The sequence below is a fragment of the Sporosarcina sp. SG10008 genome, assembly GCF_044569405.1.
Lineage (GTDB): Bacteria > Bacillota > Bacilli > Bacillales_A > Planococcaceae > Sporosarcina > Sporosarcina psychrophila.
Genome location: NZ_CP172607.1, coordinates 763,635 through 775,216, shown reverse-complemented (window position 1 = coordinate 775,216; position 11,582 = coordinate 763,635). Strand labels below are relative to the sequence as shown.

Annotated in this window: 12 protein-coding genes and 1 riboswitch; of the genes, 3 read left to right on the top strand and 9 right to left on the bottom strand. The window is 37.7% G+C overall.

Translation table 11 applies throughout. The annotated features are described in order from the left end of the window. Nucleotides 1-98: 98 nt before the first annotated feature. The gene (locus ACGLYD_RS03895; protein WP_342537836.1) at nucleotides 99-581 is read left to right on the top strand and encodes a uracil-DNA glycosylase; all 483 of its coding nucleotides are present in this window, start codon (nucleotides 99-101) and stop codon (nucleotides 579-581) included. A 129-nt stretch (nucleotides 582-710) separates the two neighbouring features. Here the strand turns inward: ACGLYD_RS03895 and ACGLYD_RS03890 are convergent, their stop codons facing one another. The 4 genes from ACGLYD_RS03890 to ACGLYD_RS03875 all read right to left on the bottom strand — a co-directional run bounded on the left by ACGLYD_RS03890 (nucleotide 711) and on the right by ACGLYD_RS03875 (nucleotide 6,487). Further along, nucleotides 711-2,222, bottom strand: coding sequence for a sodium:solute symporter family protein (locus tag ACGLYD_RS03890; protein WP_340741746.1), 1,512 nt, complete (start codon nucleotides 2,220-2,222; stop codon nucleotides 711-713). A gap of 26 nt (nucleotides 2,223-2,248) precedes the next feature. Then, nucleotides 2,249-3,001, bottom strand: coding sequence for an SDR family NAD(P)-dependent oxidoreductase (locus tag ACGLYD_RS03885; RefSeq protein ID WP_187047182.1), 753 nt, complete (start codon nucleotides 2,999-3,001; stop codon nucleotides 2,249-2,251). After that, nucleotides 3,001-4,740 carry a HAMP domain-containing methyl-accepting chemotaxis protein gene (locus tag ACGLYD_RS03880; protein WP_340741745.1) on the bottom strand — a complete coding sequence of 580 codons (1,740 nt, stop codon included), beginning with the start codon at nucleotides 4,738-4,740 and terminating at the stop codon, nucleotides 3,001-3,003. Before ACGLYD_RS03880 ends, ACGLYD_RS03885 begins: the two co-directional genes overlap by 1 nt. Before the next feature lie 110 nt (nucleotides 4,741-4,850). Next, nucleotides 4,851-4,936: riboswitch (cyclic di-GMP riboswitch) on the bottom strand. Nucleotides 4,937-5,497: 561 nt separating this feature from the next. Next, the gene (locus tag ACGLYD_RS03875) at nucleotides 5,498-6,487 is read right to left on the bottom strand and encodes a S66 peptidase family protein (protein ID WP_340742586.1); all 990 of its coding nucleotides are present in this window, start codon (nucleotides 6,485-6,487) and stop codon (nucleotides 5,498-5,500) included. Between the two features lie 576 nt (nucleotides 6,488-7,063). On the opposite strand from ACGLYD_RS03875, the gene ACGLYD_RS03870 reads away from it, so the two are divergent. After that, nucleotides 7,064-8,053 carry a YpdA family putative bacillithiol disulfide reductase gene (locus ACGLYD_RS03870; protein WP_340741743.1) on the top strand — a complete coding sequence of 330 codons (990 nt, stop codon included), beginning with the start codon at nucleotides 7,064-7,066 and terminating at the stop codon, nucleotides 8,051-8,053. A 120-nt stretch (nucleotides 8,054-8,173) separates the two neighbouring features. Here the strand turns inward: ACGLYD_RS03870 and lepB are convergent, their stop codons facing one another. Further along, a complete protein-coding gene (gene lepB, locus ACGLYD_RS03865; RefSeq protein WP_399631479.1) occupies nucleotides 8,174-8,962 on the bottom strand; it encodes a signal peptidase I in 789 nt (262 codons plus the stop codon). Next, nucleotides 8,959-9,468: an RNA polymerase sigma factor gene (locus tag ACGLYD_RS03860; RefSeq protein WP_399631477.1), complete on the bottom strand. Its 510-nt coding sequence runs from the start codon at nucleotides 9,466-9,468 to the stop codon at nucleotides 8,959-8,961. The genes lepB and ACGLYD_RS03860 overlap by 4 nt, the downstream gene beginning before the upstream one ends. 239 nt (nucleotides 9,469-9,707) lie before the next feature. On the opposite strand from ACGLYD_RS03860, the gene ACGLYD_RS03855 reads away from it, so the two are divergent. Next, nucleotides 9,708-9,935 carry a hypothetical protein gene (locus ACGLYD_RS03855; protein WP_399631474.1) on the top strand — a complete coding sequence of 76 codons (228 nt, stop codon included), beginning with the start codon at nucleotides 9,708-9,710 and terminating at the stop codon, nucleotides 9,933-9,935. On the opposite strand, the gene ACGLYD_RS03850 is transcribed toward ACGLYD_RS03855, so the two are convergent. The 3 genes from ACGLYD_RS03850 to ACGLYD_RS03840 form a co-directional block, all read right to left on the bottom strand. Continuing rightward, entirely contained in the window at nucleotides 9,891-10,334 is a 444-nt protein-coding gene (locus ACGLYD_RS03850) for a hypothetical protein (RefSeq protein ID WP_067207205.1), read from the bottom strand. The genes ACGLYD_RS03855 and ACGLYD_RS03850 overlap by 45 nt on opposite strands. Nucleotides 10,335-10,342: 8 nt before the next feature. Next, nucleotides 10,343-10,690, bottom strand: a complete 348-nt coding sequence (locus ACGLYD_RS03845; RefSeq protein WP_399631471.1) for an ASCH domain-containing protein — start codon at nucleotides 10,688-10,690, stop codon at nucleotides 10,343-10,345. A gap of 127 nt (nucleotides 10,691-10,817) precedes the next feature. After that, on the bottom strand, nucleotides 10,818-11,552 hold the full coding sequence (locus ACGLYD_RS03840) for an amino acid ABC transporter ATP-binding protein (RefSeq protein WP_067207201.1): 735 nt from the start codon (nucleotides 11,550-11,552) through the stop codon (nucleotides 10,818-10,820). Nucleotides 11,553-11,582 lie beyond the last annotated feature (30 nt).

Below are 11,582 nucleotides of genomic sequence, written 5' to 3'. Positions count from 1 at the left end.
TAATGCCTGTCTTCTGTCCAAAAATGTTATTGGAGGAGCCAACCCCTGATCACCTTGTAAATTGCCAGGAATGCGGCCTTTATGAACAAGGGACACGGATGGTATGGGGTGAAGGTAATCCAGCGGCCCCGATTATGATTATTCTTGACAATCCCGGAGCACGTGAAGATCGTGAAGGCGAGTCATTTGTTTGTGGAACGCGGCAAACGCTACAAGAAGTTGCAAATGAAGCTGGCTTGAAAATAGATGATCTGTATGTCACTTTTATACTAAAAAGGAAGCCCGTTCGAGCATACGACAAAGAATTAGTACGTCAAATTTGTATGAGGCATTTAGAACAGCAGCTTACAGAAAAAAAGCCTACTCTCATTCTTTGTTTAGGAAATGTAGCCGTTCAGTCTTTTTTTCAAAATCCTGAAGCCGAAGTGAAGTCAATGCGGAGTAGTTGGCACGATATACGTGGATTCCAAACAGCGGTCGCCTACCATCCACTTGCAGTTAGACGACGTCCAAACTTACGTAACTTATTTTTGGAGGACTTGACTTTCGTTGCGGATCGCTTTCATTCTTTAGACCTCTAGCTACGATATGAAGTTTTTGTAATCCAATATTACTATTAGAAAAAATATTTATGTTTGATAAATTAATCAGATATGGTAGATAGAATTCAAAAAAAAAGGACACACAATTAAGCATGTCCTGTTACCAACTCAGATATTTGGTTGTTTTGAAGTATTCAATATTTCTAGTTCTTCTTTACTTCCAACGTGATCAAGTTCTTTATTTTTTTCAATTTCATGCATGTCAAGAACGTGTTGGGTAGGTGGGATTAATAGACTTATTACAATAATTGTCACTCCAGAAAAAATCACACCTGAGAAAACAGGCGTTAGCCACAATTCGCCCAACAAGCCCAAAAACCCATCCGATTGAATTTTCGGCCCAGGAACGTGAGTAAGTGACGTAATAATATAATATACGAGTCCAACAGATATACTTGCCCATACAGCCGGAGTACTTACCCGCTTCCAAAATGGGCCTAAAACGATTGGCCAGAACAATGTAACAAATACAACATCCCACGCTAAATAGGCTAAATCAATAACTTTTTGAGCACTTAGAGCCAGGATTAAACCTAACAAAGCGCTTGCAAGAATCACCATTCTGGAAAAAAACAATAGTTTTTTGGGATCAGGATTCTTATTAATAAAATCTAAATAAATATTTTTAGTAACAATTCCTGAGGTTGCTACATAACATGCCGCAACAGTTGACATACCCATCGCCGCCATCGCTGTTAAAAAGATAGCAGATAAAATAGGAGGGAAATAGCCTTGTGCAAAAACAAGCATCAATGTTTCGGGATTGGAACTGTTCGGATAAATAGATTTAAAAGCTTCCCCTAACATACCAGGTATCCAACTAATAGCGATGATTACTGAACCTGCAATAATCATACTCAGCTGTGCGACACGCGGACTTTTTGCCGCTGCAACACGCTGACCTAAGTCCACTGCTGGAATATCACCAAGAGCTAAAACTAAATAGAGTGTCCAGAATTCAACTCCACCTCTACTAAATAATTCATTTACATTCCACCAATCAGGGTTAAATGTAACATCGGGATAATAGAATAAAACAAATATGGTTATCCCGAGGATTCCGGCTACCGCTAGTGCCCCTTGAACAATTTCGGTGTAAGCGACAGCCCATAAGCCTCCAATAACGGAGTAGAGTGCCGTTAACGAAACAAATAATAGTGCGGCTGGAAGGAAATCGATTTGGAAAAGTTGTTGGATAATATAAGTACCCCCAACAGTGAGAGCTGCGGCATTGAAAATACCAAATGCTACCGCCATCACGATTCCCGTGTATGCTCCTAATCTTTTACTACCATATCTCAATCCGTAGTAGTCCGCTAGTGTCCATCCTCTTAATCTTCTTAGGGGCTTAGTCCAGATTAATGCTCCTAAAATCATACATGTACCTAGGCCGCCCATTGTTGCGGACCCTTCAAAGCCTCCACTTGTATAACCCGAGCCGACAGCAGCAAAAAAGAATGGAGCTGCTAATAACGCGGCAATTAAACTCCCAGTTACAACGGATAACGGCATACTCCAGCCCGCCACAATTAAATCTTCAGCAGTTTTGACGCGCTTATATCCTTTATAGCCAATGTAATAAATAAAAACTAAATATACACAAAATACGATGATATTCATCAATTCAAGTGCTCCTCATCTATCTTTTATCCGTTCATAACTACTCCACCGTTTGGAGTTAGTATTTGACCTGTATAAAAATCCGCATTTTCTGATGCTAAAAATAACACAGTTTTGGCGATTTCCTCAGGTTGAGCCAAGCGCTTTAGTGGATATTTCGCTGACTCTTCCGCGATATAGTTTTCACCGAAAGCTTCGAGAATGCCAGTATATGTTCCACTAGGCGCCACAGCGTTGACCAATATATTCGGTGCCAACTCTCTTGCCAAAGCTTTTGTAAAAGCATTAATACCGCCTTTTGCCGCTGAATAATGGGTGAATTCTTCACACCCAAGACTTCCTATATCTGAAGAGATGTTAATAATTTTACCTTTATTTTTTTCCTTCATTCTTTTCGCCGCTTCTCGGCAATTATAAAAGTTTCCGTAAAGATGAACCTTTATCATTTTGTCCCACTGCTCATCAGTTAAATCTGTAATAGGAGCATTCTGTGCAAACCCGGCATTGTTGACAAGAATATCTATTGCTCCTAGCTGGTTGTCCATATACTGAAACATATCCTGCACTTGTTTAGAGTCAGATACATCCGCACAATATTTTAGTGCATTCACGCCATGGTCCTTCGCTTGTAGACGAACTGTTTCCGCCTCTTGATCGCTGCCAATATAGTTTATTAAAATATTTGCTCCCTGTTCAGCAAAAGCTAAAGCAATTGCCTTGCCTATCCCCATACTAGAGCCTGTAATGAGAACATTTTTACCGGTAAGCTTTAAATCCATTAATCTTCACTCTCCAATTTAAAGTTTGTAATTAGGGACTGCAGCTTCTCCGCAGTTTGGCCTAATGAAGCAGATGCTTCTTTCACTTCTTGCATCGACACCAATTGTTCTTGTGTAGCTTGTGAGACATTCAATGAAAACTCGGTAGATTGTTGAGATGTTTTCTTAATATTATTAACGGATGCGACTACTTCTTCAGAGGATGCAGAAATTTCTTGAGATGCAGCAGAAATTTCCCGGATTTGATCTGCGACTTCATCTGCAGATTGTACAATCCTTTTAAATATCTCGCCTACTTCATTCGTATAATCCATTCCCACTCTTACGTCTTCTTTTCCTTTTTCCATCACGGTTACAGATGCATTAGAATCCGTTTGAATCATATGAATTAGTTGGAAAATCTCTTTAGCCGACTGAGATGATTGTTCAGCTAAACGCCTTACTTCATCTGCAACGACAGCAAATCCTTTACCATGCTCACCAGCTCTGGCTGCTTCAATAGCAGCGTTTAGTGCTAACAAATTTGTTTGCTCTGCTATAGCAGTAATAATGTTCACAATGTCGCTAATCTTATTAGAATTAGCATGTAAACCATTAATAGTTTCCTCTATTTGTTCTACAGATGTATTAATTAATTGCATTTGATCAATCACCTGTTGGACAACCTTATTTCCTTGTTCAGCAGCAATTGAGGCTGTCAGAGACGATTCAGAAGCCGTATTGGCTGAATCAGCGATTTGTTGTATGCCACCTGCTGTTTCTTCCATTGCAGCTGCTGTTTCTTCAGTCATCACCAAAGAAGTTTCAGCATTTTGAGCGATATTCTTCATTTCTTTCGAAACGTTTGTTGAACTAATATACGATTCTGTCGCATTCATAGTTAGCTGATTGGCTGATGATGCAACGTGATCAGATGTATTTCTAATGTTTAATATGACATGTTGCAAATTTGAAACCATTGTTTTTATCGATTGTGAAAGTTGTCCAACTTCATCATTTGTAATCTGGAGATCCACATCGTTCAATTCTCCATTTGCCACTTGGTCTGCAACAATGACCACTTTTTTAAGTGGTAATAGAAGCCGATCAATTGTAAAATACAGCAATACTAATAAGATTGAAATTCCGATTACTGCAATAATAATCTGTTTTGTAACACTTTTTTTAATGATGGTATCAATATAATCCGCAGAGTAATCAATTCCTAACACTGCAATTGTATTTCCGCTTTCATCTTTAAGAGGGCTGAAAACTGTTCGCCATGATCCGAATGAGTCCTCAAAGATGCTTGTTACCTCTGATTGATCATTTTTAATTGCGAGCTTAGCAGTATCTACATGGACAGGAGCAAGATCAGTAAACAATTCCCCCGCTTCATACGCTTCATTCAAATTTTCCGTATAGCCGATAGGAGTGACACCATTATCCTCCATCTCCCATATATAACTCCAAAACATGATTCCCTGTTCTTCCCTTATGCCATCCAAGGTACTTTGCATTTTCAAAAATTCAGGATCGTCTTCCCCTTGAACTTTCAATAGACCATCTATATCTTTGGAATCTAGGTTCATGGCTGTCAATAAGCCAACACTTTTTAACTCTTGTTCTAGGTCATTTTCTAACTGGCCGTTCAATTGAGAAATACTTTGTGTCGTTAGAACAGTAAAAAGTGCTAAAACAATAATAGAAACTGTAAGTAAAAGCTTATACTTTAATGACATGTTTTTAAAAAAACGCATAATAATTATTTCCTCCTCTTCAATTTTTGTATCTTTCTTTACACATAAAAAAAGGCCCATTTCACAATGAAATAGGCAAATAAAAAAACTAGACTATTATCTAGCGTTTCTTGAGCAGCTCAGCCGTCATAGTAATAATTACTTTAGACCTGTAGCTTTGCGTCCCTACTTTTCAATAGGTTTGCCTATAACTATCAAAAAATATACCACATAGTCTAATAGATGGCAATATGAAGTACCAAAAGATTCATAGAGTAGTATAGTGACACCGCTTAATGTCCTGCTTTCAAAACACCCAAACTAGTATATAGTCATTGGTTAAAAAAGAAAAATAGTGCCTTTACTCCCCCGACCATATTTATTTTCCGCTGTTTTAAATTGTTACATCAAATTCTTTCCAAGGATAGCATTGCTGGAAATTTCAATATCAAAAGTATTCTCATTTCTGGCAACTTCAACCTTTATTCTTCCAGGTAAGAAGCAATGCCTGATATGCTATAGAAAGGTGCTGCTATGAAAACGCTATATAAAAATGCGAATAGCTTGCTCGACCTATCTATTTGTTTATCCTGTTTCATCAGATCTATCTTGCCCTTTTACTATTGAGCATTTTTACTTTTTTCCACTAACCTGTCCATTTGGTGCAATAAACAACAAATTACATAATTCAACATTTCAATAATCAATTTGTTGTTATTGCTTATCGTCAAAAATTATTTCTATTTCTGTTAAACAAAAGTTTCAGATACTGAAAATTTCACAACCATTTTTCCGTGCAAAATACTTTTTTGGCACCTGTATCTAACTTCACTTGTTTGCCAATAGCTAATGGATGCATTGGATGGGTGTGGCACGTATCGAACTCAGCTAAAATGGGAATATCCATCCCATCTAATTGCTCTATCAGTAAGTCCAATGGCTGCTTGCCAGTACCTAAATCATCATACTGTTCATGTTTACCTAAAATAATACCAGCAACTTTATCAAAAAAACCTTGCACTTTTAGCATTGCAAAATTCTTCTCAACAATTGAGGCATTTTTCATACAATCCTCAATTAATAAAATATCGCCTTGTTTAATTGTAGGGAAATAAGAAGAGCCAATAAATCCATACATCGAATTCACATTGCCACCTATTAATCGTCCTTCTGCAACACCACTATGTCCAGTCACCCACTTATTATTAAAAAGCGTTTTCTCTGTCGTTTTTTCTAACCAGTTCACAGGCTCATCAGACCAAAATGGAGACATTGGCACTTCATAAGGTAGCTCTGTCTCTTTCATAAAATATTGTTCGAAATATTGATAAGTATCATTTACTAGTGGTTCAAATTCACCGAACGAAGGTATTAAAGCAGGTCCATAATATGTTGAGATACCTGTTTTTGCATAAAGGGCGAGTAAAACAGCCGTTGCATCAGAATAACCAACGACTAGCTTTGGATTTTGCTTAAATGCTTCATAATCAATATATGGCAGCATGCTATTAGAGTTCGTGCCACCAATTGTGGACATAATCATCTTTATATTCGGATTTCTTAATAGCTCATTTAGTTCATCTGCGCGTGCTTTAGGTGAACCAGAACGATAAACATCAGACTGTCCTGTCAATCTACCTTCTACAATAACAAACCCTTTTGATTCTAGAAATGCTTTTGCACGTTCAAACCGTTGCAACGCAGTAACAGTTGCGGGTGAAGATGGTGTGAATATACCGATTGTATCTCCCTTTTCTAATCGTTTCATCATTAATTATCCCCTTTTTTCATAATTTAGATAGCCCAAAAAACTTAAGAATTTTCAATTTAATAGTGAAGTATACAACTTTAATCTTGACTTATAATCACGAATACTTGTTATTATACTCCATCTATTTAATAGTTTCTATTAAATTTCAGAATAATCCATTTCCTAACATCCGATTCACTATATAATCATAGCTTCCACTGTTTTTTAATTCCTTTGCTAAATCAAGGTGATTTTTCTCGTTTTGTGCTTTGCTTTCTTCCCATTGTCCAGTTATTGCATGAAAATCGTATAGAAGTCTTGCTGTATCACCTAAATCATGAAAACTTTCATGCTCGGTATGTCTAAATGAGGCAAGGTCTTATAGGATAGTTCGCTAGCAAAATATATTAACTCCTTTTCCAGTGCGTAAAACAAGTTATATACAATTAATTAAGTATTTCTTCCCACTCGTCTGAGCATACTAACGGGCAAGGCTTATACAGCATTGTTGCATTATTCATGCATGCAACATTCCTAAAAAATTAATGCTTTTAACCATTGTTTATGTAAAACTTTAAGGAGGATATTTATTGTATGTATGATGTTGTTATTATTGGCGGTGGTCCGTGTGGCTTATCAACGGGTCTTGCTCTACAAGAAAAAGGACTTTCTTATGTGATTATTGAAAAAGAGGCGATTGTCAATTCCATTGTCAACTGTCCATTACACATGACTTTCTATAGTACTTCTGACCGCTTAGAAATCGGCAACATTCCATTCCTATCTCAAGATGTCCGTCCAAATCGAACTGAACTATTAAAATATTATCGTCTTGTAACTGAGAGACAAGAAATTAATATTAAGTGCTATCAAAAGGTTAATTCTATTTCAAAGAATGCAGCATCCTTTACTGTCCACGCAGAAGATCGTAATGGCAACACCATTCCTTACGAAGCGAAGATGATTGTTATTGCAACAGGAATTTTCGATACGCCAAGACAACTAGGTGTAGACGGAGATAATCTAGCGAAGGTATCACATTACTATAAAGAAGGTCACCTCTATTATGGACAACATGTTACAGTTGTGGGTGGTAAAAATTCAGCAATTGAAGCTGCTATTGATCTTTATCGTAATGGGGCCAAGGTTACACTTATCCATCGTGGAGAAACTGTCTTAGAAGGCATTAAACCATCGTTGTTATTAGATATGCGTAACCTTCTTAAAAAAGGAAAAATTGATTTTCATCCCAATTCCAGTATTGCTGCTATCGATGAATCAACTATTCGCATAAACTCTTCTGACGGAACAGTTACACTTCAAAATGACTATGTATTTTCCCTCATCGGTTATCAACCCAATATCTCTCTGCTTCAAAGCATTGGAATTCAAACTGACCTCTCTTCATTAGTTCCTTCCTTTAATCAAGAGACATATGAATCAAATGTCAAGAACGTTTTTCTTTCTGGCGTTGTAACGGGTGGCATTACAAATCGTGTTTACATTGAAGACGGACGCTTTCATGGCATGAAAATTGCAAATGAAATTGCACAACGTCTGTCCTATGTTCAAAGTAACTTATGATGTTAAAAGCTCACCAAATCACAATGAATGTGACTTGGTGAGCTTTTTTCAATTACAGACGATTTAAATTTAAACTATTTATGATCCCCTAAATAATAGGCTATCAGGCATATTATTTTATTATTCAATTCCATATCCTATTACTTTCCCTTCCACTTTGCTTAATGATAAAGGTCCGAAGTGACGGCTGTCTATACTTCTCCACCACTGGTCCCCCAGCACAAATACTGTGCCTTCTGGTACTAAAATGGCTTCCATGCTTTCTTCAAAATCTTCTTCAGTCATAGAGGAATTTTGAGAATCGACTGTTTCAAAATACTTTTCCTTATTCATTCCTCTTACGGTTGGAAATGAATAAAAAGACTCTAGTTTCATTTCATCAATATATAGCTGACCTTCTCTAATTTCAATTCTCTCTCCTGGTAAGCCCACAACTCTTGATATATAATTCCCTGCTAGATTTAAATTTGGATTTCCATTTGAATACTTCGGTGTTGCAAAATAAATAACGTCCCCGCGTTGAAAGCCAGAGACTCTTGGCTCTACTACAATTCTTTTTCCAGTACCTATTGTTTCATAATCGTGATTTCCTTTGTCCATATTATCTATTCCGTATTCTACAGTGATCATATTTGACTCTACTTCGACCATTGGAATTTCAGGGACGGATTGATCATCAATGATTGTTTTCTGACTTTCAACTTCAGATGTATACTCTTTAATCGTCATCATTAAAAATAGTCCAACAGCAAAGATGGCAAAGCTAGAAAAAATTAGTGGGAGCATGATAAATTTCTTTTTTCCACTTTTAGCAATGACTTTCTCCAAGCTAATCATTCGATCAGTTTCTAATCTATCAACATCCTTCAACTCGTTAAACTCACCATCAAATTCATCGAAGTCATTCATCCGTTCTCCCCCTCCATTCTGTACATTTCTTTTTTCAGCGCAGCAAATGCCCGCACCATTGTTGATTTCACCTTTGTCTCAGTCCACCCTAAGATATATGCTGTTTCTTTGATCGAGCTTTCGTTGATTTTCCGTAAAATAAGGACGTCACGATAGGTTGGCTTCAAACTAGTTAGTGCATTGTACAACCTTGTATTCAGATCTTTTTTCAGTAATTCATCTTCCGGCGAAAGATTGCTTGTATCCACACTTACCTCTTTATCAAGACTGAAAAATCGAATGATCCTTTTCCGCCTGAAATGATCATACGTAGCATTTCTAGCTATCTTCAAAAGCCATGTCGACATACTAGCTTGTTTATTGAACGTATGAATATTTTTGAACGCTCTATAAAAAGTTTCTTGGGTCAGATCTTCCGCCAACTCCTTCTGACGGACTTGTAAAAAGATATATCGATAAATGCGATCACTATATTCTACATAAAGCTGTTCTAGACTTTGCCCCACTGCCCCGCCCCCTCACTCTTACTAGACGAACTACTTTCAAAAAGGAGTCGAATATATGAAATAATGTGCCTGCTTTACCTACAAGTGGTTATAGGTTGACTCATCCCAACAGTTTTGACGATTGCTATGACAGTTCAAGCTTACACTGACAGTTTTAATGGTTGCCATGACAGTTCGCGTACTGGCCCTTACAGTTTCATCGATTGCCATGACAGTTCAGGCTTTCACTGATAGTTTTAATGATTGCCATGACAGTTCTTGTACTTGCCATTACAGCTTCATCAATTGCTATGACAGTTCGTGTACTTGCCATGACAGTTTCATCAATTGCCATAAGCTATGGCAAAATGCTTGTAGAATTAAATATCAAAAAAGACATGCACCAATTAGATGCACGTCTTTTCCTATGTATCGCGGGTTATCTACCAAAGCATCGGTTTTTGAACCATGAGCCAGAGCATGATTAGCATAAGGCCGATATAGAGCCATGAAGTACCATTTAAACGATCAAGTATCTTATTTTTATCAGCATCTGGATTCTTAAATCTTCGTAGCACAACCGTAAATCCTCTTGCTAGGAAAACTCCAGATAGTAGCAAAACAGCAAGCGTCATGATTACCCATGACGTATACCATGGCCAAGGTCCAAATACCAATAGAAGGACACCCGTGTAGACGAGAACATGTCCTGCATGCATGACCAAGCGAATGATGACATTGATAATAGACAAGTAGACTTGCTCAATGTCCGTTTCAACGCCACGCACTCGCTTAATAATCGGCATCAATAGAAATAATGGACCTATGGCAAGGACAGCACTGATAACATGCAAAAAGACAATCGCGCCATAGATTCCTGAATTCATTCAGAACATCATTTCTCTACTGGGCTATATTCATGCACCCAAACACTCATCGCCGGTAACCATGGCATTTTATCATGCATCGCGAGAATAGAGTGTTTGTATTCTTCCATCGTTGTGTAACCTTCTTGTTGTGCATGTTCGTCCGTCATTTCGCCGAGCGTCTGTGAATAAATTGTATCTACTTTAAACTCTTTACCGTCGAGTACCATAATTTCACCAAGATCTGCATAAACACCATTACGGCGAGTAGCTGTCTTTTCGCCATTCAGCACTTTTTTAACATCTTTGGGTATCGTAACTAGCTTTTCAATCGTACACGTTTTTTTAGGTAGTACTACATTTGATTGTTCACTCATGTAAATCGCCTCATTTCATAAAATAACATCTCCTCTATCATAACTATTGTTAACAATTTTAGCGAGGTTCTCGATCTGAGACAAAAAAGATAACCAAGCGTATCGGCTATCTTTTCGTATATTTTAGTTATGAAATTAAGTTCAAAAACTGTCGGGTTCGTTCTTCTTTTGGATTTGTAAATAGTTCGCTCGGTTTATTTCGCTCAACTACTTTTCCATTATCTATAAAAATAACTTCGTCGGCTGCGTCTTGTGCAAAACGCATTTCGTGTGTAACGACAACCATGGTCATTCCTTCATTGGCAAGATCTTTCATGACCTGCAGCACTTCACCGACTAATTCAGGATCTAGCGCAGATGTAGGCTCATCAAACAGCATTACTTTTGGTTCCAATGCCAACGCCCTTGCAATCCCTACCCGCTGCTGCTGCCCCCCTGATAGTTGAAAAGGATAGAAGTCGAACTTATCACCTAATCCAACCTTATTTAACAAGTTCTCAGCTTTTTTCCGTGCTACATCTTTAGCTTCTTTTTTTACGATGACTGGCCCTTCCATCACATTTTCAAGAGCAGTCTTATGAGGAAACAAATTATAATTCTGAAACACCATACCTGTTTCACTTCTAAAATAGTCAATTTCTTTTTTTGCTACACGTTTAGAAAAGTCTGCTTCGTGGCCATCAAGGGTTATAGTCCCGGCTGTCGGGACTTCCAGTATATTCAAACATCTAAGCAGTGTCGTTTTACCAGAGCCTGATGGACCTATGACAACTACGACTTCCCCTTTATTCACTTCCAAATCAATTCCCTTTAACACTTCAAGGTCCCCGAACTTTTTATACAAGCCTTTTATTGAAATCATAGTTTGCACCTTCTAACAGTTGTTTTTTCA

Bases quoted from the DNA above. Each gene is read 5' to 3' on its own strand.
- ACGLYD_RS03885 (WP_187047182.1), bottom strand. From the start codon at position 3,001: ATGGATTTAAAGCTTACCGGTAAAAATGTTCTCATTACAGGCTCTAGT.
- lepB (WP_399631479.1), bottom strand. From the start codon at position 8,962: ATGAATGACTTCGATGAATTTGATGGTGAGTTTAACGAGTTGAAGGAT.
- ACGLYD_RS03890 (WP_340741746.1), bottom strand. From the start codon at position 2,222: ATGAATATCATCGTATTTTGTGTATATTTAGTTTTTATTTATTACATT.
- ACGLYD_RS03845 (WP_399631471.1), bottom strand. From the start codon at position 10,690: ATGAGTGAACAATCAAATGTAGTACTACCTAAAAAAACGTGTACGATT.
- ACGLYD_RS03850 (WP_067207205.1), bottom strand. From the start codon at position 10,334: ATGAATTCAGGAATCTATGGCGCGATTGTCTTTTTGCATGTTATCAGT.
- ACGLYD_RS03895 (WP_342537836.1), top strand. From the start codon at position 99: ATGGTATGGGGTGAAGGTAATCCAGCGGCCCCGATTATGATTATTCTT.
- ACGLYD_RS03880 (WP_340741745.1), bottom strand. From the start codon at position 4,740: ATGCGTTTTTTTAAAAACATGTCATTAAAGTATAAGCTTTTACTTACA.
- ACGLYD_RS03840 (WP_067207201.1), bottom strand. From the start codon at position 11,552: ATGATTTCAATAAAAGGCTTGTATAAAAAGTTCGGGGACCTTGAAGTG.
- ACGLYD_RS03870 (WP_340741743.1), top strand. From the start codon at position 7,064: ATGTATGATGTTGTTATTATTGGCGGTGGTCCGTGTGGCTTATCAACG.
- ACGLYD_RS03875 (WP_340742586.1), bottom strand. From the start codon at position 6,487: ATGAAACGATTAGAAAAGGGAGATACAATCGGTATATTCACACCATCT.
- ACGLYD_RS03855 (WP_399631474.1), top strand. From the start codon at position 9,708: ATGATTGCCATGACAGTTCTTGTACTTGCCATTACAGCTTCATCAATT.